Source organism: Salinigranum rubrum (genome assembly GCF_002906575.1).
In the GTDB taxonomy this organism is placed as follows: domain Archaea; phylum Halobacteriota; class Halobacteria; order Halobacteriales; family Haloferacaceae; genus Salinigranum; species Salinigranum rubrum.
This window is the reverse complement of the sequence record NZ_CP026309.1, coordinates 2629566-2651828: the sequence shown is the minus strand read 5'-3', so window position 1 is coordinate 2651828 and position 22263 is coordinate 2629566. Positions and strand designations below refer to the sequence as shown.

Here is a 22263-nt window from a genome sequence, read left to right as displayed (position 1 = left end):
AGCGACAGGCTGTGTTGGGTATGTCTGCATGGATAAATACCGAGACGTGTCTCTCCCGGTTGGACTACCGACGCTGAAGCGTGTTGACATTCTTCTCGTTCGGCCTGCGGGTCAGTTCAAGCCCGTCGACCTTCCGGATGACGATCTCGCTCAGGATGTGCACTTCACACCCGTCTTCGAGGTGACCCGCGATGGTCTCTTCACCGTTGTATGCGACGAGGTGGAGGTGTGGGTCGCCGTCCGCGATTGCGCCGTCGATCGTTCCCACCTCCCACGCGCCGTCCAGATTGAGGAACGTGTTCCGCTCGGACTTCTCAGCGGGGAAGTCGGTCGTGGGCACGTAGTGGAAGTTGAGATTTCGGAACGTCCCGATACCCGAGACGATCACCCCTGAATCGACCTCGTGTTTCTCGCACGCTTCGGTGATCGATTCGAGGGCGAGGTCGCCCGGGTGGAGCAGTACAAACACGTGACCATCGTCTGATTCGAAAGTTTCCATAGGTGATTTCCTACGACCCCACCCTTAGGGGGTGAGCACTTAATGATTGTGTCTGTCAGACATGGCAGCGAACATTCCGAACCGTATTCACTGGCGTGTCAGGCTGAGAGGGAGGCCGACGGCAGGACATCGAGTCGAGTCGAGTCGAGTCGGGTCAGGTCCGTCGAATCTACCAAGTGACCACTATGTATTTATGTGATAGCAGGAATGTAGTCAGCATGCGGTACTACCAGCTAACGGGGGACAGACGCGTCCAGCGCTTCGTTGTCGAGACCGACGACGGTGTCTTCGACCTGACAGCCGCCCATCCCGGCGTGACGAAGTTCAGCGAACTCGCTCATGCCGCGTCCGTCGCGGGTGTATCGATCGATGAACTCGCCCGTCGGCAGTTCGGGTCGGCCGACCGTGTCCCGAGAGAGGCGCTTGTCAGGGACCGATTGCTCCCGCTCGTCCCCGACGAGGTCTGGGCTGCGGGTGTGACGTACGAGATCAGTGAAGCAGCGCGAAAGTCGGAGAGCTCGATGGCCGAGATCTACATCGACGTGTACGACGCCGAGCGGCCCGAAATTTTCTTCAAAGCGACAGCGGATCGGACCGTCGCCCCCGACGAACCGGTTGGAATCCGGACCGATTCGAGCTGGAACGTACCTGAACCGGAACTCGCGGTCGTCCTCTATCGCGGAGACATCGTCGGGTACACCGTCGGTAACGACGTATCGAGCCGATCGATCGAGGGGGCGAACCCGCTGTATCTCCCACAGGCGAAGATCTACGACCGCTGCTGTTCTATCGGTCCGTGCGTGGTCTCCGCCGAGTCGATCGACGACCCTCACGACCTGCGAATGTCGATGGAGATCATCCGAGACGGCGAGACGGTCTTCTCGGAGGCGACCTCGACGGCTGAGATGGTTCGGTCGTGCGACGAATTGGCCCGCTGTTTCGTCGCCCACAATGCGGTTCCGGAGGTCGCGGTGTTGATGACCGGTACGTCACTCGTTCCCCCGACGAGTTCACCCTGCACGAAGACGACATGATTCACATCGATATCGAAGAAATCGGGACGCTAGTGAATCCCGTCGTGGGTGTGTGAGCGGACCTCTACGCACCACCTGACGGCCGAACGGTTTCCAGAACCCCACTCCTCCCGACGTCAGACGACTGGTCCGACGCCACACGCCGACCCAGCCCCGGCCACCTCGTCCGACCCCAGGTCGCGGGTGTGAGTGAGCGGAAGTCGGCACCCGTAATTCGTCGAATTCGACCACTTCGACATATATTTACTAGAATACGAGTTACTCCTCGATCGCTATTGACGAATGTCCATTTTACGTGTGGTTCTTTCGAGAACGTTCATTCCGTATTACTGAACGAGCTACCGACAGTGTCGGCGTTCGGCTCAGACCCCGGAACCGATACACGTCCATGGCATAGACACACATGATTTACAGTTATACTGGTGTAATCTATGCGCGTCCTACGATACTGAACGAGGAGCTATATTGTGGAGCCATCACATCAAAACCGACCGAAACCGGGATTGAGGACCGATATCCGGAAGTTTAGAACGAAGAGCCGGATGGACGAACAGTGACCGGTATTGTAGTGTATCGTTCAGTAGTATCGAATAACCCCCATCGGCCAGGTGCGGCAGTCTGAAACGCAGGCCGTCGAGTGAAGCGGCGCTGTCGCTGGCAGACCGACTCAGTAAGTGGTTCACCGAGGAGGCGCAGTGAACGTCGGGAGTGTGAGCGGACGGGGACGCTCGAGGGAGCACGTTCGTCGACTGTGGGTCGGCAATCGGGCTGCCGACGTTCAGCGGTTCGGGCTGCTCACGTCCGACGGTGACACGAACGCTCCAGGAGGCAGGTGCCCGAACGCTATCGAGGGTGTTAGCTAGATAATATCAAACAAAGCTATATGCCCCGGACACATCGTACCGACTGTATGACTCAGAGAATCAAGAACTCGGTGAAGTCAGTCGAAACTGCATTCAGCATCCTCGATGCGCTGATGGAACTGGATGGGGCCGGGGCCACCGAACTCGCGACACACTTCGGGATGCCGAAGAGTACGATTCACAACTATCTCAGCACGCTCCACCAAGAGGAACTCGTGGTGAAAGAGGGGCCGACGTATCAGGTCGGTATTCGCTTTCTTGAGTACGGGGCGTACGCTCGGCAGCGATTGAAAATATTCGGGATTGCGACCCCCGAGGTGGACAAACTGGCCGAATCGACGGGCGAACTCGCGAACCTGATGATCGAAGAACACGGCCGAGGCTCGTACCTCCACCGTGCCCGGGGAGAGAACGCGGTCCGGGTCGAAGCCCACGTCGGGACGCGCGTAAGCCTGCACAGCACGGCGCTCGGAAAGGCTATCCTGGCGCACCTCGACGAATCGAGAGTCGAAGAGATCATCGACACTCATGGGCTAGAGCAGTCGACTCCGAACACGATTACCGACCGGGAGACGCTGTACGAGGAACTCGCGGCGATCAGGGAACGTGGCCTCGCGTTCGACGACGGCGAGCGTATCCGTGGGCTCCGGTGCGTTGCGGCACCGATCCTGAGCAACAACGACCGCGTCCTCGGCGCAGTGAGCGTCTCCGGCCCATCGAACCGCGTGCAAGGCCACTACCTCGAAGAGGAACTCGCACAAAAGCTCATGGAGACGGTGAACGTCATCGAGTTGAACGTGACGTACTCGTGAATCGCCTCTGCCCAGGCACTCGTCTCGCTTTTCTGTAGAGCTTCACGGGGTGCTCACGCGTCGTCGCGGGCGCGGTACATCGCGAGCAAGCCCTGCAGGTAGCCGACGGCGTGAGCGCGGCCGCGGTGGTCCCACTCCGAGTCGCCTTCCACGTGGGGGACGTGATCGGGGATGATCATCCCGCGAAACCCGACTTCGTCGAGCAGTTCGAAGATCCGCACGGCGTCGTAGTTTCCCTGATCGATGAACGTCTCGTTGAACCGGGGAACGGTGCCGTCGACGTCTCGAAAGTGGACGTAGAACAGTTTCTCTCGCACACCGAAGTACTGGAGTGCCGATTCGATGTCCTCACCCATCTCGGACCAACAGCCCAGACAGAACTCGAGTCCGTGGTTGTCACTCGGGACGAGTTCCATCGCACGCTGGAAGTTCTCGAAGTTCCGGAACAGCTGTGGGACGCCTCCGAGCGACGGCACGGGGGGATCGTTCGGGTGGAGGCACACCTTCAAGCCGACCTCCTCGGCGACCGGGAGGACTGCCCGCAGGAATCGTTCGTAGTTTTCCCACAGCTCCGCTTCGGTGTACTCCCGGCCGTGCGTGAACTCGTCGTCGACCGCATCGAGGTCGAACCCCGAGGCTCGCGCGTCGCCACGGACCGTCGCTTCGACGTTCCGCCACACCCCGCTCGGCATCCAGTGGTAGCCGAACATCGGAATTCCCGCCTCGCCGAGGTTCCTCACGATCTGTCGGAGGTCATCGAGCTGTTCCTCGCACCGGTCGCCGCCGAGCATGACGTGGTCGTAGAACGCGATGGGGACGTTCTCGATGGCGTTCAGCCGGATGCCCGCTCGCTCGACGCGCTCGCGGAGTTCGACCAGTGCGTCTACGGTCCACTCCTCAGGGGTGGCGAGCAACGGACGGTCGCGGTTCGGCAGGTGCGGGTAGTCCGGTGAGTACCGGTACATGTTGAGGAGCACGTCGTCTACGCCGAGTTGTTTGATGAACCGGAGTCGGGCGTCGGTCGGGTCCCTGAACTGCCCGAGCCCGATCCGCATCGGCAACTCGTCGAACGGCACGCTGTCTCTCTGATCCATGGCTCACCTCTCGTCGGGGAACGCGATAAGCGTACGCCCCATGAGCGCCCGTCGGTATCTCGTCGACATCGTTCGCACTTGCCGTCCAGCATGCTGTGAGGTGGCGCCTCCGCCCCCGAGGAGCGGGCATTGCGAGTGGGGTGGGTGGAGTTCACCGAGGTGTCCTCCGTTCGTGCCTGGCAGTCACGGAGACGCGAGGGGACGCCTCCGACTCAGTCGGGGGTCACTGACAGCGTCGCGGGCCGTCGCTCAGCCTCGGTCCGCCCGGGCGGCTTCGAGGAGCCCCCTCATGTAGCCGATGGCGAACAGTCGACCCTTAGTGTGATAGCCCGGGTTCGAGTTGTCCTCGCCTCTCATCGTCGGAACGTGGTCCGGCCGCATCGGGACGCCCTCGGCGACGTGATCGACGTAGGCGCACATCGCACTGAACATGTCTGTCGGACCCGCGTCGTGCCACGTCTCGACGAACCGATCGGCGTCACCGTCGACGTCCCGGAAGTGGACGAAGTGAATGCGCTCCGAGAATCGCTCGATCGCCGCGGGGATATCAGCGCCCATCGCCGCGAAGTTCCCTTGACAGAACGTGATGCCGTTGTACGGACTCTCGTGGAGGTCGACGACACGGTCGTACGCGTCGACGGAGGTGACGATACGCGGGATCCCTCTGAGCTCGGAGCGCGGCGGGTCGTCCGGGTGCAGGCCGAGCTTGACGCCTGCTTCCTCCGCGACGGGGACGACCTCTCCGAGGAAGTAGTCGAGCGCCTCCCACAGTTGTGCCGCATCGACGTCCTCGTAACCGGCCGTCGTCGGATGCCCCTCGGTGTCGTCGATGTCGTACGCTGTCACGTACGATCCACCCCTCGCCTCGACGTGTGCGCGCGTCCGCGCCCACCGGACCCCGACCATCCAGTCGTAACAGACAACCGGAATGCCGACGCTACCGCACGCCCGCAGGAACCGTTTGAACGTCTCGATGTCCTCGTCGCGTCCCGGTTGCCCGAGGCGGACCCGGTCCGAGATGGGGACCGACCCTTCGAGGACGGCGAACTCGAGGCCGACCTCCGCGAGCCAGTTGCGCAGGCCGAGGAGGTCGTCGTACGTCCACTGCGTTCGTCCGTCTCCGATCTCGATCGGGTGGATCACGGCCTTCGTCACACCCAGTTGGGTGGCGAGGTGCCATCGGTCGTCCGGGGTTGGGGGGAGAATCAGTGCTGGTTCGACCATGCGAGGCATCCGCGGGCAGGTGTCAAATAGTCACCGCTGACGAACAATCGAGGACCTGGGCCAGCGGACCGAAAGAAGTCTATACTGGCTGTGCATACCGGTTGCTGATGGGTAACAGTCACCACAACTTCGTCGACGGCGAGTGGATCGCAGCCGAGACGGGGGAGACGTTCGAGAACGTCAACCCGGCGGACGCGACTCGGGCAGTGGAGGCCGCGGTCGCCGCGGCCGACGGGTGGGAGACGACGCCCGGACCGGAGCGCGGTCGCATCCTGCAAGCGGCCTCCGAACGCCTCGCGGCTCGAAAAAACGAACTGACCGAGGCGCTGATTCGCGAGGAGGGAAAGGCGAGACCAGAGGCGGCAGGCGAGGTCCAGCGGGCGGTCGACATCTTCGCGTACTACGGCGCGAAAGCACGGGACTTTCGCGGGACGGTCAAGGCCGCGAGCAGTCCCGATACGACGCTGTACACCGTCCAGGAACCGATGGGCGTCGCGGCGCTCATCACCCCGTGGAACTACCCGATCGCCATCCCGGCGTGGAAACTCGCCCCGGCACTGGCAACGGGGAACGCCGTCGTGTTCAAGCCCGCGACCAACGCGCCGGACGTCGCACGAATGCTCGTCGAGTGCCTCGACGATGCCGGGTTACCGCCGGGCGTCGTCAACATGGTGACTGGGCCGGGAAGCGTCGTTGGGTCGGTGTTCACCGAGCACGAGGGCGTGGACGCCGTCTCGTTCACCGGGAGCACGAGCGTCGGCCTGGCGGTTGGCGCCGCCGCACAGGAGGCCGGCAAGCGGGTGCAGTTGGAGATGGGGGGTAAGAATCCGACGGTCGTCATGCCGAGTGCGGATCTCGAGCGGGCGGTCGACATCGTCGCGAGCGGCGCGTTCGGCGTCACCGGCCAAGCCTGTACGGCCTGCTCACGCGCAATCGTCCACGAAGACGTCTACGACGAGTTCCTCGAAGCGCTCGTCGTGGCCGCCGAGTCGATCACGGTCGGTCCCGGGCTGGACGGTGCCGACATGGGACCCCAGGTGTCGGCTGACGAACTGCAGGGTACGCTGGAGTACATCGACATCGCTCGCGGCGAAGGGGCGACCTTGCTTACGGGAGGTTCCAGACTCACCGGCGCGCCGTACGACAACGGTCACTTCGTGGAGCCGACGGTCTTCGCCGACGCCAGCCCGGAGATGCGAATCTCGTGTGAGGAAGTGTTCGGCCCCGTGCTCGCGGTCCTTCCGGTCGGCGACTTCGAGGAAGCGATGGAAGTCGCTAACGACGTGGAGTTTGGCCTCTCGGCCAGTATCGTCACGCAGGAGTTGACCGAGGCGAACCGGTTCGTTGACGAGATCGAGGCCGGCGTCGCAAAGGTCAACGACAAGACGACCGGGCTCGAACTCCACGTCCCCTTCGGCGGACAGAAAGCCTCCTCAAGCGAAACGTATCGAGAACAGGGAGACGCCGGACTCGAGTTCTACACCCTCTCGAAAACGGTCTACATGAACTACTGAATAGCTGGTCTCCTGCACCTTCGATGCCCCTGTGGAATTCGGTCGGTGTCAGTGTTTGGATTTAAGTAATTGGATTAATCGCGTGCGGCTGGGCTACCGCCGGTTCGTCTTTGAGGAGCGATGCGTAGCAGTGAATTCGTGACCGGGTTGGATTAGTTGGCTCCGAGCACCTTAGAAGTCGACATTTTCGGGTTATCGTTCTATTGCTCGTTACCTTGTCTATATCGACATAAAAATACTCTATAGTGGATATATGGTCCGATTATCTGTATTAAATACAATATTATATCTATATTCTATACATTCGGGTAGAAATAATCTCAATTTATTGTAATAGTACTTTTTCCATCGCAAGGTTATCCCCTTTGATCTTAGTTTATTTAATTACTAATATCAAAATAATCGTGGGCGGACCTCGACACGTTCGCGGAGGTTCCCGACGACGGATTCGGGTCGCTCGCGTTCGGCCGCGTCCAGTTACGCCTGCCGCCGAGACGTGACTCGCCTTCTATCAAACGTGCTCCGGTGTGCTCTCATCGACTGACAGCAGCGTATTCGATGCCATATGCAATGTTGTCGACCCCGGTTCGGACACGTCTCTCGGGGCGTACCTCCGCTCGGGGCCGGTCGTGTCCCCCCTCTCCCCCCGAAAACGAGACGGGCCGATGCTCGCGGCCGAACGCGAGCGCGACCCGGTTATCGACTCCTCCTGGGACCGGCTTCAGCGAGTCCGTGTCGCCTTCAGAGCTGTTCTTCCTGCTCCGTGTCCCCTCGCCGGGAGCGACCGACTCGGCGATACTCGGTGACGACCGGGGAGTCGTCGAGCAGGAGTTCGTACCGTCCGAGGATGTCCTGTGTGTCGGGAACGGCCGTCCGTTCGACGACCTCGACGGTCGCCGTCCAGCCCTCGTCGCGACTCGTGATCGCGACGACGTTGTCCAGCGGGTGCCCGACGAGACCGGCCGCGTTCGCGACGACCCGCTCGCGGACCTCGACGAGCGGTCCTCGCTCGACGCTCCGGTCGTCGTTCGAGCCGTCCTCGGTCTCTTCGTCCCCGTCGGTCTCCTCGCTCGCGCCGGTCTCTTCGTCCCCGTCGGCCTCGTCGACCGTCGGGTCGTCCGGCCCGTGTTGGTAGCAGAAGCCGTCGTCCTGCGCGGTGCGCTCGCATCGGTCGCCGTCGTCGGTGCGTGCCCGGCAGCGAGAGCCGTCTGAAGCAGTGGCCATCGTTCGGCGGTGTTACTGCGTCGGCGCCTGCTCGTACGAGGACGGTCGCGTCGGCGTCTCGATTTCGATGTCCTCCATGTCGGAGAGGTCCCCCGACTGTGACGCCATCTCCACTTTGGATATGCTCTGGGCGTAGTGGAGGAACGTGTCGACGGAGGAGGCGACCACGCGTGCTTCGACGGTGAGCAGTTCGATCCCGACGACGGAGATCCGTGCCCAGACGTCGATGACGATTCCTTTGTCGAGGATGCGGTCCAGCACTTCGGCGAGACTCGAAGAGTCAGGTCGTGCCATGAGACTACCCACACGGGGTTCGTGCTTGCGGCTGTTGCTTGCGCGTGCACCCTGCCGGCGCTCGCCGTCGCCCGAAACGCACCCTTCGTCGGACTCCCTCGATGGCCGCGCGTGCCACGAAGCTCTCGCTCTTGGCTGCATGTGCAAGCGACGGGTTGGTGGACGTGCGTGCGAGTGTACAGTTCTATGAGCAAAGTGTACGTCTACGGGGTCACCGACGCCGCGCCGTTCACGGCGTCCCTCGACGGAGTCGAGGACGCAACGGAAGTGCGGACCGTCGAACACGACCCGCTCGCGGCCGTCGTGAGCGACGTCGAAGAGCGGGAACCGCCGCGAACGGACGAGAACGTCCAGGCACACGACGAGGTCCTCCGTTCGGTGATGACCGGTGGCGACGGGCGGACCGTGGTCCCCATGCAGTTCGGCATGGTGTTCGAGGGGGAGGGACCGCTGCGGAACGTTCTCCGGAGCGGCCGCCCCACGTTCACCCGCAGCCTCAACGAGGTCGACGGGACCTTCGAGTTCGGGGTGAAGGTCGTCGCACCCGACGATGGGGGAGTCCCGCCGGCGGTCACGGAGTCGGTCTCCGAGGAACTCGCCAGCGCGAGCGTGGCGGAAGCAGACGGTGACCAGTTCAGCGACCGACTGGTGCTGAACCGGTCGTATCTCGTCGAACGGGCCGAGCGGGAGGCGTTCGACGACGCGATCGACCGGGTTCGCGAGCGACACGACTCGCTGACCGTCCGCTACACCGGACCGTACGCGCCGTACAACTTCGTCGACATCCACATCGGTGCGGAGCGCTGACACAGGATGTTACTGCTCGATGACCTCCTCGTCCGGCCGTTCACCTTTCTCCTCCGAACGCTTCACGACATGGCGCTCGAAGAGTGCTACGACGTCGAGGGGATCCGAGACGACCTCAAGGAGAACCAGTTGCTCTACGAGATCGGCGAACGGTCCGATGCGGAGTACACCCGACGCAAGACCGAACTGGAGGACGCACTCGACATCGCGATGGAGGCTCGCGACCGCCTCAGCGGCAAGGTCGAGGTGATGAGATGACTCCGTCCGAGCGGACCACGGACGCGCTCAAACGGGTTATCGAGACGGTCGGTTCCCTCACCGAGACCGGTCCCGACGACACGCCCGAGGGTGGCTCCGAGCGGGACGGCGGGGATGCCGACCGAGCTGCGAGTGGTCCCGATGCTGACGGGAATGCCGACCCGTCTGACGGGGACGACGGACGAACCGACCGGGTCGACGCGGCGCTCGACGAGCTATCGGCGCTCACCGCGGCCGTCGAACACGCCGACAACGTCGAGGACGTCGTCGACGAACTCGGTGACCTCGCGGGTACCGTCGACGCGCTCGACCTGCTGGCGGCGCTCGACTGGGGCGACCTCCCGGACGTCGCCGACGAGTCCGACCTCCCCGTCGTCGACGGGGACGGCGCGGACGACGATGCACACCTCGACGTCACTTCGTTCGTCGACCCGAGCGACGTGTGGAGCCACGTCGACGTCCGGGAGGCGTGGCGACAGCTTCGACAGCTCGAATCGGAACTGGAAGAACTCGTCGGCGAGGACGGTGGCGGTGACAGCGACGACTCGGACGACGCCCTGCCGGACGGTTCCGCCGTGTCGTTCGTCGAGGGGTCGGAGCTCCACGGCGAGACCGCCGAGAACGCGATTCAATCGGGCGTGAGCGACGCCGTCAGCGAGTTCCGCGAGGGGCTGCTCGACCTCCACGACCGTCTCGAAGAGCTGTACGAGGCGAACCGTCAGGAGTCCGAAGCCCGGCGGTCGCAGGCGTCGCACTCCCGAAACCCGACGGCCGTCTCGACGATGTCACGGACGGGTCTCGGGCGGAACGCCGTCCGGCACTCGACCGTTCCCGAGGAGACGAGATACTCCTCCGCCCCGAACCGAAGACGAATCTACGGCCGGCGGTTCGACGACGCGAGGGGTGAGAGCGATGAGTGACCCCGGTCCCGTCAGAGCGCAGAGCGACCTCTCCGACGTGGTCGAACTGGTGCTCGACAAGGGCGTGGTCGTCAACGCGGACATCGTCGTGACCGTCGGTGACACGGAACTCCTCGGCGTCCGCGTCCGCGCGGCGATCGCGTCGTTCGACACGGCGGCCGAGTACGGGCTCGAGTTCCCCGCGGGGACCGACCAGAGGCGGCTCGAACGAGCCTCCGGCCGTCCGCCGATCACGACCGAAGGCGGCGTCGACCGCGGCTCCGACCCGTACATCTCGGCCCGGCCGGTCTCCGACGGCGAGGAGACGGGCAACGACGGCACGGGCCGTGGTTCCGATCCGTACATCTCGGTCCGCCCGACCTCCGACAGCGGGGGAGCGGAAGACGACGGCAGTCGGTCGAGCGAGCGTGAGGCGAACGACGCGGGCGAGGCCGAGAACGTGGCCGACGCCGACGCCGAGGCGCCTTCGGGGGGTGACGATGACGCGGATTGACCTCCCCGCGTCCGCCGACGGGACGGCGGAGGGCGGGGCCAACGGCCTGGTCGCACTCGTCATCGCGGTCGTCGAAATCCTCGTCGAGGTGCTCGAGCGCGAGGCGGTCCGCCGGATGGAACGCGGCGATCTCACCGACGAGGAGGTCGAGCGCCTCGGAACCCAACTCGCGACGCTCGAGACCGAGATCGAACAGCTCGCCGCCCGCGAGGGCGTCGACGACGAGGTCGACCGCCTCCGCGGCCGGCTCGACGGTCTCGTCGAGAGCGCCATCAGGCGCGTCGACGACTCCGGCGTCCCACAGCGACAGGGAGCGGCGGGAGGTGACGGTCGATGAGCCCCGAACCCGAACCCCGGGGACGGTCGGACGGCTCGGACGCGACGGCGTCGTTCGAGACGGGTCGCTACCTCTACTGCGTCGTCGAGGACGAGCCGGGTGTGACGCTCGAAGACACGGCCGGCGTCGGTGGTGGCGACGTCACGCTCGTCCGTGACGCCGGGTTCGTCGTCGCTACCCACCCGTGTCGCTCCCTCTTCGACTCGGACGACGTCGACACCGTGCGACGGTGGCTCCTCCAGCACCAGACCGTCGTCGACCGGATGGGAGAGGCGTTCGGCACGCCGCTGCCGTTCCGCTTCGACACGGTGCTCCAGGGGGACGACGCGGCGGTCCGCGCCTGGCTCCGCACCCACGAGCCGAAGCTGTCCGACGCGCTCGACTCGCTCGCGGGGACGTGGGAGTACCGGATCGAGGTGTCGTGGGACGAGTCGACGCTCGGCGACCGGCTCGCCTCGGACGACAGCCGACTCGCCGAACTCCGTCGAAAACGCGACGAGGCCAGCGACGGGCGGTCGTTCCTCGTGGGGAAACAGTACGACCGTCGGCTCGCCGAGGTGAAAGCGGCGCACCGGCAGGGGGCGATGGACGACCTCCGCGACCGACTGCGCCCGCTGGTCGACCGTCTCGAAGCGTCTTCGGGGTCGGGGTCGACCGACCTCGGCTCGGAAACGCGGGCGGACGACGACCGGGTCCGGAACACGCTGACGGTGCTCGCGCGGGAGGCTCACGAGTCGGAACTCGGCGACCGGTTGGAGGACTTCGCCTCCCGACCCGGCGTCGAAGTCCGGTTCACCGGCCCGTGGCCGCCGTACTCGTTCGCGCCGTCGCTCGGGGGTGAGCCGTGACGTGCGGCCGACGCGCGAGTCCGAGGACGCCGTCGTCGACCTCGCCGACGTCCTCCTGCGCGACGGCGTCGTCGTCGAGGCCGACGTGCTCGTCAGCGTCGCCGACGTCCCGCTCGTCGGCCTCGAACTCCGCGCCGCCGTCGCGGGCATGGCGGCGATGCGCGACGCCGGGATGCTGACCGCCTGGGACGAGGAGGTACGCCTTCAGGCGCAGCCCTCCTCCGAGTTCGAGTCCGAGTCCGGTGTCGAGCGTGGTGACGACGCCGACCGGTGACTGCAGGTGCAAGCAGAACCTACTGGCCACGTCGGTGCGACCTCCACCCGCATGAGCGATAGCCAAGCGGAACCAGCGCGTACCTGGTCGACCGACTTCGTCGAGCGAGCGATCAAACAACCCGTCCGGGAAGCCGTCCGGGAGGCGCTCGCGGAACACGATGCGACCGAGACACGCGAGGGGGTGTACGCGGACGAGACCGACGCATCGGACGCGGACGACTCGGGCGGCCACGAAGCCGACGGTGACGACGGAGACGACCCCACGTCGTCGGGCCGACCGAGCGGGAAGCGATTCCTCCTGCTCGTCGGTTTCTTGGCGGGAGGCGCGTACCTCGCGACCCGTCGACGACGAAGCGACGACCCGAGCACGGACGACTCGCTGTCGGGTGATGATGGAACCAGTACCAGCGGAGACGAGGACGCCGTCGACACCGACGACTCCACTGCGGCCGACGGCTCCGAAGCGGACGACGACGACGTCGACGCTGACGCCGACTCGGACGACGACGACGAGATTCCCGAGGGCGAACGGCCCACGGCACCCGCCGAAGACGCGGCGACGAACTGAGACCGGTCCGCGCGGACCGCGTTCGAGCCGATTCGTCCACCCGTTCCTGACACTACCTGACACTACCTGACTCACGGAGAGCGTCCCGCCGTTCACGGCGAGGAGGACGTCGTCGACCTGCGACACGCCTCTCGTCTCACGGCTGTGACGCTGGTCGTCTCTTCGTACGGTCCGCACTCTGTCGAACGAGTCGGGTCAGAACCGCGAACCTCGACGGCGGACCCGGCCGCGACACCGCCGAACTACAGGAGGAGCGAGACGACGGCCAGGACGAGGAAGACGACGACGAGTATCTTCGCGATACTCATCGTCATGCCCGCGACGCCCCGGAACCCCGCGAGGGCGGCGATTATCGCGATGATGAAGAACGCGATGGCCCAGCCGAGGAATCCGCCGGACTGCAACGGAAGCAGTGCGACCGAAGTGGGGTTCATTTGCCACCTCGTCGTGACGCGTTCTCCGTCCGGTGGTGTCTCGTCGTCTGTTCGTCTCGGTGTCGTCGTACGCGCGGGTCGGACCGACCCGCTGCGGCTGGCGTGATTCGTGTCGACTGCATCGGCTGTAACGACACCCTGTAGCTCCCAGGAAGTTGTGCTTGCAGAGCCAGCCTCGGCCCGATTTAACTCCGTCAGGGCCCATCCAAATTCTGCACGATCGTGAGCCAACGGATTCTTAGCCGAGAACCGCTGTATCCACCAATTTCGTGAACCGACGCTTGGATCACGGTGTTGGGGTTCGTTTGGCCCATCCAACTGCTGGATAGGGGTCGTTGCTGTCGTGCCTTCTAACAGAGTCGAGACCGCCTCTCCACAAAATCAATCGGTGGTTGCGATTGACAGCATATTCTCAGTAGTCGGTGAGGCGGTCTCTTTATTCAGACCCAAGAGTGGGATCGGCACTCTGACCGCAACAATCATATCTGGTCCCACCTAGAGTGGGAATATGGCTAAAGTGGATTCAAAAGGGCGAATCGTCCTCCCCAAGGAGGTTCGGGAACGCCTCGGGATCACCCCTGGCACAGAAGTGGATGTTCGCGAAGAAAACGGGAAAGCTGTCGTCGAACCCGAAGACGACCCCGAAGAAGTCCTTCATCGGATGGACCAACTGATTGCAGAGTTCTCGAAAAAGCGAGGAGAGACGAGGCCGTTCTCGGACAACGCGGACCCGATCAGCGAGGATTTCCGCGACAACGTCCGAAACGGTGCGAAGGACGAATTCGATGAGTGACGACTCTGAGCCGTACCTGTTTGACGTGGGTGTTATCGCCCTCGCCCACGCAGAGACTCCGGTTCAAGAGAACGCACTCGGGTACGTCCGTGATGCAATCGCGGGAGAAATCGACGCGATTGTTCCCCGTACAGCAGTTCTCGGAGCGCACCACGTGCTACGGAACCACCTCGGATACTCGAATACAGAGGCGGCAAAGCTGCTTCAAAATTTCTTGAGTGCGAAACGAATTCACTGGTACGATGGAATGTCTGAGGCTCTTGTCCACGAGGCTCTGTCTCGTGCAGGCAGCGCGAACATTGAGGGGTGGGACGGATACTACGCTCAGGTAGCGATCGCAGAGGGTGTGAATACTGTGTTGACGATTGACGACGACTTCGAACGATTCGATGCGTTCGACACTGAGATCATTCTCTCTCCCTCTGAGTTCACCGAACTGAACCGCCTTCTTGAAAGTTGATTCCACTCCTAAGGCTGGATAGAGGAACTGTACTGCCAACTACTGTTCGTCAAAATACTGTCCCTCACTCAGATCCACGAGCTCGCTACCTTGAGGTGATTTCCTAGAACTGATCGTTGAGGTTTCTAGCTAATACGTGACCCCGTTCAACAAGGCTGTCAAGGCGGTCAGATGTTAGCGGTAATTGATCTGGCTGTTGTTCCTCGTGATCCTCGACTGTCTCCCAAGCCAATCCAACGACGTCCAGTCACAATTAGAGGGGTTGTAACCAGTATTTTTTCCCGATTTATTCACCGATCACTATCCCCTCGATCGGTTTGAGTACCGATGAGGAACAGTGTCAATCGGTAAAAATGCCCGAGGAACCGGAAGCCTGAAAATCGGTGTCGTTCTCGTGGATGGAGAGGCTGAATCTATTGTCGGTCGACATCCCGCTGAACCGATTCGGTTTCTATCGAGCCGCCTTTCCCCCATCTATCCGAAGTGCCTCCCCAGAAACGAACGACGCCGCGTCCGACCCGAGCCAGACGATCGCTTCGGCGATCTCCTCCGGGTCAGCTATCCGGCCGAGCGGGTGATTAGCCGCGGTTTGCTCGCGGACCGCTTCGGCACCGCCGAACACGCCCTCGGTCATCGGCGTGAGCACGATTCCGGGGCTCACTGCATTGACACGGATGTCATCGGTCGCCCCTTCGAGCGCGGCCACGCGCGTGAGGGCGACCACGCCGTGCTTCGCTGCCGCGTAGGCTCCGAAGTTTTCGGCCCCCACGTGCCCGAATTCCGAGGCGGTGTTGATGATGGTTCCACCGCCGTTCTCGCGCATCGCCGGGAGCTCGTACTTCAGCGAAAGCCAGACACCGCGAAGGTTCGCATCTAGTGTGTATTCCCAGTCCTCGTCCGTGAGGCCCTCAAGCGGTCCCGGCCGGCCGACGTTACCGGCGTTGTTGACTGCGATGTCCAGTCCGTCGTAGCTCTCGACGGCCCGATCGACGAGGTGCTCGACTGCGGACTCGTCGGTTACATCAGTTCGGACAAAGATCGCGTCGCTCCCCGTCTGTTCGATCTGCTCGACCGTCTCTTTGCCTTCGGCCCCGCGCCGCCCGGCAACGACGACGCTTGCTCCATTCCGTCCGAGTGCGAGCGCCGCTGCGCGCCCGATCCCCGACGTAGCGCCCGTGACGAGCGCAACCTTGTTTTCGAGTCCCTGTACTGACGTCGTGTCTGTGAGTGTTACCATTTCGAGTATCTCCTCTCTAATCGTGGTTCGCTGTTCTGCGTCTTCGTCGCTTCCCGACGCGGTTCACCACGCTCCTGCTTGTATTGGCCCGAATATATCAATTTGGTAATATGAATGGAATTAGGTTACACCTGTGTAACCGAACCTATACATATTGCAGTTGTCGTAGTACTCGGGTAGGATTCGACCATGGAATCATGTACCCCCTGCGGCGGTTCGTCCTCACTCCAGAACCAGAACAGTAGCACCACGTGTTCTCTAGTTCACACGTTCGATCAGATCGGCTCGAAGTGGCAGTGGATCGTCGTCGACACTCTATTGGAGGGTGAGAAGCGATTCAACGAGTTGAAACGGTCGACGAACGCGAGTTCGCACACACTATCGCGGGTACTGGGTGATCTCGAAGAGAACGACCTCGTCCAGCGCCGGGTGGATGCCGATGGTGCGGTGTCAGTCCACTACGCTCTGACTGAGAAGGGACGCTCGCTCTCGTCTATGTTCGACGAGATCGATTCGTGGGCCGGTAACTGGCTAAATTTATAGAGACACCTCACGAAACGGACCGTATCGGGAGTCTCCATCGTCTCGCCGCACTTGGGGCAGTAATCTTCGATCGTGTCGTTATCTTTCTTTCAGACTGTAGTCTCGTAACTCGATCCGAGAGGGCCGGAGACGAGAGACCGACGACGTCCGTAATATCACTATACGGACAACGAACGTTCGACATCAAGATCTGGAGAATTTCGAGATCCGTTTCGTCGAGATTGCGCATGGCGGATCAACGTTTACAGGCGACTAAATCACGACGTCGGAATTACTTCGATTCTAAAGTTTTTCTGGGGGTATTGCCGATTAATCGAAGGAGAAATCCGCTAAAGGGAGGGTGACGTATGTGCTCCTGTATGACGACTATCACCGTAGAGGGAATGACCTGCGGTCACTGTGAACAGACGGTCGAAGAGGCGCTTCAAGATGTCTCTGGCGTGACCGACGTGACCGTCGACCGAGAGGAAGAACAGGTGAGCGTCGATGGTGACGCGGACGCCACGACACTCGTAGAGACCGTCGAAAACGCGGGGTATACCGCTCACATCTGACTAATACGCAATCTGAGGATAGCATCGAACACTCCTAGATGAACGACTCTCCGTTCTCTTCGGAGTTCGCCCACACCGACCCTGTCGCACGGTTTCAGGGCCCGAACGTACAGGAAGCCTGCGGAACCACCACAAGAGAGAGAAAATGACTCATGGATGATAACAAAGACGAAAACAAGAACCCCACAGGAGGGAAAAACCAGCAGGATAACGGCAGCCACCGCCAGCACAGACCCAGCGACCACGACAAAGTTGTCGACGAGCCAGACGAGCAACAAGTAGAACAGGGACTATTGGAGGAGAAAGCTCAACCTGCCGCTGAGGGTGAGACGGCTCTAAACGGGCACCACGAGCACGCAGGACACGAGGACGAGGGCCACGAAAACGGTGCCCACGGGGAGCACGGCGAGGGCCATGGCGGCATGCACGAGGGTCACGAGCAGATGTTTAGACGGCGCTTTTTCGTCTCGTCACTCCTGTCGATTCCCGTCCTTCTGTACAGCGAAATGCTACAGGAGTGGCTCGGGTTCTCTGTCCCAGCGTTCCCGGGTAGCGAATGGATCAACCCCGTATTCGCGGTACTCGTCTTCGCGTACGGTGGGGTTCCGTTCCTCCAAATGGCAGTGCCGGAGCTGAAAGATCGGTCGCCGGGGATGATGACGCTCATCTCGATGGCAATCAGCGTCGCGTTCGTCTACAGCCTGGCCACCGTCATCTTCCCTGCACAGTCGGCGTTCTTCTGGGAACTCGTCACGCTGATCGACATCATGCTATTCGGGCACTGGATCGAAATGCGGTCGGTGCGACGTGCCTCAAGCGCGGTCGACGAACTGGCGAAGCTGATGCCCGACACCGCCGAGCGGATCACCGACAACGGTGAGACCGAGGAAGTCCCTGTCGGTGAACTCACCCAAGGTGACCTCGTGCTCGTCCGACCGGGCGCGAGTGTCCCTGCTGACGGAACCGTCGAGGAGGGTGATTCAGACGTCGAGGAGTCGATGATTACGGGTGAGTCGAAACCGGTCTCGAAGGAGCCCGGTGACGAGGTCATCGGCGGGACGATCAACGGTGACGGCAGCCTCCGTGTGCGTGTCGGTGCGACGGGCGAGGAGACGACGCTCGCGGGCATCATGCGACTCGTCGAGGAAGCCCAGCAGAGCAAGTCTCAAACGCAGGTGTTGGCCGACAGAGCGGCCGGCTGGCTGTTCTACGTCGCCCTCGCGGCCGCAGTCGTGACAGCAATCGGATGGACAATCGCGGTCTCGTTCGACGCAACGGTTATCGAGCGCGTCGTAACGGTGCTCGTCATCGCCTGCCCGCACGCGCTCGGACTCGCGATCCCGCTGGTCGTCGCGATCAACACGTCTCTCGCCGCTCGTAACGGGATGCTCGTTCGCGACCGCATCGCGATGGAAGAGGCGAGAAATTTGGACGCCATCATCTTCGACAAGACAGGGACGCTCACCGAAGGCGAGCACGGCGTCGTCGATATGGCGACAGTCGACGGCGTCGCCGAGGAGGATGCGCTCGCGCTGGCGGCGGCCGTTGAGAGCGACTCAGAGCACATGATCGCGCGAGCCATCCGCGAGGCCGCCACGGAGCGAGACCTCACCGCTCCTGACGCGTCCGACTTCGAGGCCATCAAAGGGAGGGGCGTCCGTGCGACAGTCGACGTCTCCGGCTTCGCCGGAGGCCCATCGGACGGGTCCGACAGCGGAAACGAGGTGTACGTTGGCGGGCCGAACCTGTTGACCCAACTCGATAGCGAGGTTCCCGACCACCTCCAGCGCTTCGCTGACGAAGCCGGCCAAAACGCCCAGACTGTGGTGTACCTCGTTCGCGGAGGGGAGTTGATCGCCGCATTCGCGATGGCCGACGTGATCCGCGAGGAGAGTTTCCGAGTCGTCGACGCCCTGCACGACCTGGGCATCGAGGTAGCGATGCTGACCGGTGACTCCCGAGACGTCGCCACCGCCGTCGCCGACGACCTGGGCATCGACACGGTGTTCGCGGAGGTCCTTCCCGAGGACAAGGACGAGAAGGTGCGGGAACTCCAAGATCAGGGCAAGCTCGTGGGGATGGTTGGCGACGGCGTGAACGACGCGCCGGCGTTGACGCGAGCGGACGTCGGCATCGCTATCGGAAGCGGCACCGACGTCGCAGTCCAGTCGGCCGACGTCATCCTCGTCCAGAACAACCCGATGGACGTGGTTCGGCTCGTGAAGCTCAGCAAGGCGAGTTACCGGAAGATGCAGGAGAATATCGTCTGGGCGGCCGGCTACAACGTCTTCGCACTCCCGCTCGCAGCGGGCGTGTTGGCTCCGATCGGGATTCTGCTGTCGCCCGCTGTGGGCGCGCTCCTGATGTCGCTGAGTACGGTCATCGTCGCAGTCAACGCGCAACTGCTCCGGCGGGTGGATCTGTCCATCCCCGAGCTTCCAGGAGGGACACTACCGATTGACGCGCAACCTGAAGACTCGAACTCTCTCTAATCGCTTCGGGAGGACTGCTTTCGGTCAAGTGTCGCTATGCAGTCATCGATCCCGCGGTCTGCAGATACTGCTATTCCCACCACGCCACGCCTCGATTTTGTATTGTCGACGCTGTGTGGCTGTGTACACGTCCGTCACTGTATCCAGTACTCTCGGCCGAGAGGTGCGAAGATTTACCACGGCCGGTAGCGTCGGAGAACCGAACGAGGTCGTTTCATGAGCGTACAATTACTCCAAGTACCGTACCACCACGGACGGGAACGGTCCGGCATCGGGCGCGGACCCGATCGACTCGTTTCGGCAGGCATGGGGAGGCAGCTCCGCGATCGCGGTCACGAGGTTGTAGTCGAACGGGTCGACCGTCCGAGCGCATTCTCGCATGAAATCGGTGCCGCGATGGATCTCAACTCGGTCCTCTCGGACCGGGTTCAAGCGACCGTACAGGAGCGTCGCTTCCCGCTCGTCCTCGCCGGCGATTGTAATAGCAGTCTCGGCACGTGTGCCGGTCTCGGAGCGGCTGTCGACGGATCCGTGACTCCCCCCGGGATTGTCTGGTTCGACGCGCACGGAGACTACAACACCCCGGACACGTCCGCCTCGGGGTTCTTCGACGGTATGGCGCTCGCGACACTGACTGGGTCGTGCTGGGACGCACTCTGTAGCGGACTTCCGAGTCTCACGCCGGTGCCGGTGCAAAACGCACTCCTCGTCGGGACCCGCGAACTCGACGGCGGCGAAGCGGATCGGGTGGAACACTCGAGGATAGCCCACGTCGACGCAGGAGAACTCACCGAGCCGGATTCTTTCGCCTCGTTCGTCGATCCACTGTCCTCTCTGCAGACACGGGTTGACGGCGTGTATCTTCACATCGACCTCGACGTCCTCGACGCGACCCGGATAGGTCCCGCAAACGGTTTCGCGCCCCCCGGGGGACTCTCCCTCGACCTGCTCCAAGACGCGATCCGAATGGTTGGGAAGCGCTTCGAGATTCGGGCCGCTGCGCTGACGGCGTACGATCCAACGTACGACGAGGACGAACGGGTCCTGACGGCGGCCTTCGAGCTGGCAGCGACTATTTGCGACCAGATCGACGCGGACTGAAATTGGCCAAATTGGTCACGAGACGATGTCTGGAATCCAGTCTTGCACTTCGAGGTCGCCGATGGCGTCGTGTGAGTCGATGGTGTCGAGGATCGCCGCCGGGTCGGCCGCGTGGACCTGCCCAAGTTCGACCGCACGAGGCGCTGCGTCGATACCGGCGAGCAACTCGAAGGTGGCCGCCGGCACGGACCGGGAGACCTCCCCGATCCACAGACCGTCGGGCAGTCGAACGCGGAGTGTGCTTTGTATCATCGGCGGGTCGTCCGTCACGAGTAGTGGACGGCGGCCGGCCTGAGCCTTCCGCTGACGCGGCGCGTCCCCGAGCGGTTCCCACATATGGGTGAAAGTGACTGGACCCCAGAGTCGCTACCGACGTCTGTATGTCACTTGCACAGGCCGCGGAAGTCGTCGGACCGACGGGATTCACCGGAATCGAAAGCGGCGATGGGACGTCAGGATTTACTCAACCGATAGCACTCGCCGAACCGATGAGCACCACCGTAGCGACGGTGACCGAGAACCCGTACTTCGTCGACCCACTCGTTGTTCTCGTCGCGGTGACAGTCGCGACCCGACTCCTGGGTACGCTCGGCGTCGAATCGGCCAGTTCCTGGCGGAACGCGGCCCGCTACGGTCTCGCCTGCACGTTCGCGGTGACGAGCCTCTCACATTTCACCGCCACCCGCTCCGACCTAGTCCGGCTCGTCCCCGAGATCCTCCCCTACCCGGCGGCCATCGTGACGGTCACCGGGGTACTCGAACTGGCCGGAGCCGTCGGGTTGCTCCGGCGCTCGATCGCCCGCGTCACCGCGGTCGGATTGGCGCTTCTGCTCGTGGCGATGTTCCCCGCAAACGTCGTCGCGGCACGAGAAGGGATCGGTGTCGGCGGGACCCCAGCCACCCCGTTCTGGTTCCGCACCCTGGTTCAGCTGGGATTCATCGTCCTGTTGCTGTGGACGGCTCGCTCGGACTCCTCGACGGCACTCGAATCGGATACCGTGGCTGAAGGCGCCACTCCCCGACGGTGACAACCTTCCCGGCCGGGGTGCTGGGAGCGGTTCGACCGCGATGTACGGTTCGTCGCTCCTGGCTCCGGGTGCAGTCTCCGCGTTCGAGAACTCCTTCACGACGAGTGATACCGCCAGCGACATCACGTAGGCGAACACCGGGACGGCCAGCGCTATTCCGGCTGGGAAGCCAGTCGATTACATCGAACAGTTCGAGCAGAGCTGTCACCATGACGAAGGCCACCGCCGTAAATCCCTGATAGTGAGCGGGCACGGAACCAGACCGCCTGGAAGCATACGATGGTGTACAGCGCGGTGTTGATGACCAGCACGAAGCTCTGCACGACGATCATCGTCAGCGAGTATTTCGACCGTAGGACCCCATCGACGACGAGGAGCCCCGCCGGGTCGAAGCCGGCGTCACCTGCGACGTCTTGGCGCAGTGCCAGCATGCCGTCGGCCTGACGACATCAGGACGACTTTGACGGTTCTGAACGCGACGTACACGGGAGTGGCGCTTTCAGCGTACCGTCGCAGGACCGGGGAGAATGCCAGCGCGGTCCGACCGCCGCCGTGA

27 protein-coding genes and 1 pseudogene are annotated in these 22263 nt (G+C 62.8%); 18 read left to right on the top strand and 10 right to left on the bottom strand.

Going from position 1 to position 22263, the window contains the following annotated elements:
- Positions 1 to 64: 64 nt before the first annotated feature.
- Positions 65 to 469 (bottom strand): PPC domain-containing DNA-binding protein, encoded by a 405-nt coding sequence (locus tag C2R22_RS13085; protein ID WP_216824731.1) that lies wholly within the window; start codon positions 467 to 469, stop codon positions 65 to 67.
- Positions 470 to 717: 248 nt separating this feature from the next.
- On the opposite strand from C2R22_RS13085, the pseudogene C2R22_RS13080 reads away from it, so the two are divergent.
- A pseudogene (locus C2R22_RS13080) lies at positions 718 to 1589 on the top strand (fumarylacetoacetate hydrolase family protein).
- 854 nt (positions 1590 to 2443) lie between these two features.
- Complete coding sequence (locus C2R22_RS13075) at positions 2444 to 3208, top strand: IclR family transcriptional regulator (protein WP_103426146.1); 765 nt, start codon at positions 2444 to 2446, stop codon at positions 3206 to 3208.
- 53 nt (positions 3209 to 3261) lie between these two features.
- Here the strand turns inward: C2R22_RS13075 and C2R22_RS13070 are convergent, their stop codons facing one another.
- Both C2R22_RS13070 and C2R22_RS13065 read right to left on the bottom strand, forming a co-directional pair.
- Positions 3262 to 4302: a mannonate dehydratase gene (locus C2R22_RS13070; RefSeq protein WP_216824730.1), complete on the bottom strand. Its 1041-nt coding sequence runs from the start codon at positions 4300 to 4302 to the stop codon at positions 3262 to 3264.
- Positions 4303 to 4551: 249 nt separating this feature from the next.
- The gene (locus C2R22_RS13065) at positions 4552 to 5526 is read right to left on the bottom strand and encodes a mannonate dehydratase (RefSeq protein ID WP_103426145.1); all 975 of its coding nucleotides are present in this window, start codon (positions 5524 to 5526) and stop codon (positions 4552 to 4554) included.
- A gap of 107 nt (positions 5527 to 5633) precedes the next feature.
- Here C2R22_RS13065 and xacF point away from each other — a divergent pair, with 107 nt between their 5' ends.
- Positions 5634 to 7040 (top strand): 2,5-dioxovalerate dehydrogenase, encoded by a 1407-nt coding sequence (gene xacF / locus C2R22_RS13060; RefSeq protein ID WP_103426144.1) that lies wholly within the window; start codon positions 5634 to 5636, stop codon positions 7038 to 7040.
- A gap of 741 nt (positions 7041 to 7781) precedes the next feature.
- Here xacF and gvpO read toward each other — a convergent pair.
- Together gvpO and gvpA are read right to left on the bottom strand one after the other, a co-directional pair.
- On the bottom strand, positions 7782 to 8264 hold the full coding sequence (gvpO, locus tag C2R22_RS13055; RefSeq protein ID WP_103426143.1) for a gas vesicle protein GvpO, halophile-type: 483 nt from the start codon (positions 8262 to 8264) through the stop codon (positions 7782 to 7784).
- Between the two features lie 12 nt (positions 8265 to 8276).
- Entirely contained in the window at positions 8277 to 8570 is a 294-nt protein-coding gene (gene gvpA / locus C2R22_RS13050) for a gas vesicle protein GvpA (RefSeq protein ID WP_394342364.1), read from the bottom strand.
- A gap of 174 nt (positions 8571 to 8744) precedes the next feature.
- On the opposite strand from gvpA, the gene C2R22_RS13045 reads away from it, so the two are divergent.
- The 8 genes from C2R22_RS13045 to C2R22_RS13010 are packed head-to-tail and all read left to right on the top strand — an operon-like array spanning position 8745 to position 13065.
- Positions 8745 to 9365, top strand: coding sequence for a GvpL/GvpF family gas vesicle protein (locus C2R22_RS13045; protein WP_103426141.1), 621 nt, complete (start codon positions 8745 to 8747; stop codon positions 9363 to 9365).
- A 6-nt stretch (positions 9366 to 9371) separates the two neighbouring features.
- The gene (gene gvpG / locus C2R22_RS13040; RefSeq protein ID WP_103426140.1) at positions 9372 to 9623 is read left to right on the top strand and encodes a gas vesicle protein GvpG; all 252 of its coding nucleotides are present in this window, start codon (positions 9372 to 9374) and stop codon (positions 9621 to 9623) included.
- Positions 9620 to 10543, top strand: coding sequence for a hypothetical protein (locus C2R22_RS25085; RefSeq protein ID WP_162562477.1), 924 nt, complete (start codon positions 9620 to 9622; stop codon positions 10541 to 10543). The genes gvpG and C2R22_RS25085 overlap by 4 nt, the downstream gene beginning before the upstream one ends.
- A complete protein-coding gene (gene gvpJ, locus C2R22_RS27480; protein WP_103426139.1) occupies positions 10536 to 11036 on the top strand; it encodes a gas vesicle protein GvpJ in 501 nt (166 codons plus the stop codon). Before C2R22_RS25085 ends, gvpJ begins: the two co-directional genes overlap by 8 nt.
- Positions 11023 to 11373, top strand: coding sequence for a gas vesicle protein K (locus C2R22_RS13025; RefSeq protein WP_103426138.1), 351 nt, complete (start codon positions 11023 to 11025; stop codon positions 11371 to 11373). The genes gvpJ and C2R22_RS13025 overlap by 14 nt, the downstream gene beginning before the upstream one ends.
- A complete protein-coding gene (gene gvpL, locus C2R22_RS13020; RefSeq protein WP_103426137.1) occupies positions 11370 to 12221 on the top strand; it encodes a gas vesicle protein GvpL in 852 nt (283 codons plus the stop codon). The genes C2R22_RS13025 and gvpL overlap by 4 nt, the downstream gene beginning before the upstream one ends.
- The gene (locus tag C2R22_RS27165; protein ID WP_394342363.1) at positions 12211 to 12495 is read left to right on the top strand and encodes a gas vesicle protein; all 285 of its coding nucleotides are present in this window, start codon (positions 12211 to 12213) and stop codon (positions 12493 to 12495) included. Before gvpL ends, C2R22_RS27165 begins: the two co-directional genes overlap by 11 nt.
- A 51-nt stretch (positions 12496 to 12546) precedes the next feature.
- Positions 12547 to 13065: a hypothetical protein gene (locus tag C2R22_RS13010; RefSeq protein ID WP_103426135.1), complete on the top strand. Its 519-nt coding sequence runs from the start codon at positions 12547 to 12549 to the stop codon at positions 13063 to 13065.
- 242 nt (positions 13066 to 13307) lie between these two features.
- Here the strand turns inward: C2R22_RS13010 and C2R22_RS13005 are convergent, their stop codons facing one another.
- Positions 13308 to 13499: a DUF1328 family protein gene (locus C2R22_RS13005; protein WP_103426134.1), complete on the bottom strand. Its 192-nt coding sequence runs from the start codon at positions 13497 to 13499 to the stop codon at positions 13308 to 13310.
- 508 nt (positions 13500 to 14007) lie between these two features.
- On the opposite strand from C2R22_RS13005, the gene C2R22_RS13000 reads away from it, so the two are divergent.
- On the top strand, positions 14008 to 14292 hold the full coding sequence (locus C2R22_RS13000; RefSeq protein WP_103426133.1) for an AbrB/MazE/SpoVT family DNA-binding domain-containing protein: 285 nt from the start codon (positions 14008 to 14010) through the stop codon (positions 14290 to 14292).
- Positions 14285 to 14752 carry a type II toxin-antitoxin system VapC family toxin gene (locus C2R22_RS12995; RefSeq protein ID WP_103426132.1) on the top strand — a complete coding sequence of 156 codons (468 nt, stop codon included), beginning with the start codon at positions 14285 to 14287 and terminating at the stop codon, positions 14750 to 14752. The genes C2R22_RS13000 and C2R22_RS12995 overlap by 8 nt, the downstream gene beginning before the upstream one ends.
- A gap of 451 nt (positions 14753 to 15203) precedes the next feature.
- Here C2R22_RS12995 and C2R22_RS12990 read toward each other — a convergent pair whose 3' ends face one another.
- Positions 15204 to 15989 (bottom strand): SDR family NAD(P)-dependent oxidoreductase, encoded by a 786-nt coding sequence (locus C2R22_RS12990; RefSeq protein ID WP_103426131.1) that lies wholly within the window; start codon positions 15987 to 15989, stop codon positions 15204 to 15206.
- Positions 15990 to 16178: 189 nt separating this feature from the next.
- Between C2R22_RS12990 and C2R22_RS12985 the strand changes: the two genes are divergently transcribed.
- Positions 16179 to 16532 carry a winged helix-turn-helix transcriptional regulator gene (locus tag C2R22_RS12985; RefSeq protein ID WP_103426130.1) on the top strand — a complete coding sequence of 118 codons (354 nt, stop codon included), beginning with the start codon at positions 16179 to 16181 and terminating at the stop codon, positions 16530 to 16532.
- A gap of 7 nt (positions 16533 to 16539) precedes the next feature.
- Here C2R22_RS12985 and C2R22_RS27475 read toward each other — a convergent pair whose 3' ends face one another.
- A complete protein-coding gene (locus C2R22_RS27475; RefSeq protein WP_394342394.1) occupies positions 16540 to 16716 on the bottom strand; it encodes a hypothetical protein in 177 nt (58 codons plus the stop codon).
- 175 nt (positions 16717 to 16891) lie between these two features.
- Between C2R22_RS27475 and C2R22_RS12975 the strand changes: the two genes are divergently transcribed.
- From C2R22_RS12975 to C2R22_RS12965, 3 genes are all read left to right on the top strand, one after another.
- Positions 16892 to 17086 carry a heavy-metal-associated domain-containing protein gene (locus C2R22_RS12975; RefSeq protein ID WP_103426128.1) on the top strand — a complete coding sequence of 65 codons (195 nt, stop codon included), beginning with the start codon at positions 16892 to 16894 and terminating at the stop codon, positions 17084 to 17086.
- A 152-nt stretch (positions 17087 to 17238) separates the two neighbouring features.
- On the top strand, positions 17239 to 19578 hold the full coding sequence (locus C2R22_RS12970; RefSeq protein WP_103426127.1) for a heavy metal translocating P-type ATPase: 2340 nt from the start codon (positions 17239 to 17241) through the stop codon (positions 19576 to 19578).
- A 216-nt stretch (positions 19579 to 19794) separates the two neighbouring features.
- A complete protein-coding gene (locus tag C2R22_RS12965; protein ID WP_103426126.1) occupies positions 19795 to 20679 on the top strand; it encodes an arginase family protein in 885 nt (294 codons plus the stop codon).
- A gap of 15 nt (positions 20680 to 20694) precedes the next feature.
- Here the strand turns inward: C2R22_RS12965 and C2R22_RS12960 are convergent, their stop codons facing one another.
- The gene (locus C2R22_RS12960) at positions 20695 to 20931 is read right to left on the bottom strand and encodes a hypothetical protein (protein ID WP_162562476.1); all 237 of its coding nucleotides are present in this window, start codon (positions 20929 to 20931) and stop codon (positions 20695 to 20697) included.
- 236 nt (positions 20932 to 21167) lie between these two features.
- Between C2R22_RS12960 and C2R22_RS12955 the strand changes: the two genes are divergently transcribed.
- Positions 21168 to 21707 (top strand): DoxX family protein, encoded by a 540-nt coding sequence (locus C2R22_RS12955; protein ID WP_216824729.1) that lies wholly within the window; start codon positions 21168 to 21170, stop codon positions 21705 to 21707.
- Between the two features lie 152 nt (positions 21708 to 21859).
- On the opposite strand, the gene C2R22_RS12950 is transcribed toward C2R22_RS12955, so the two are convergent.
- On the bottom strand, positions 21860 to 22138 hold the full coding sequence (locus C2R22_RS12950) for a hypothetical protein (protein ID WP_103426124.1): 279 nt from the start codon (positions 22136 to 22138) through the stop codon (positions 21860 to 21862).
- Between the last annotated feature and the right edge of the window lie 125 nt (positions 22139 to 22263).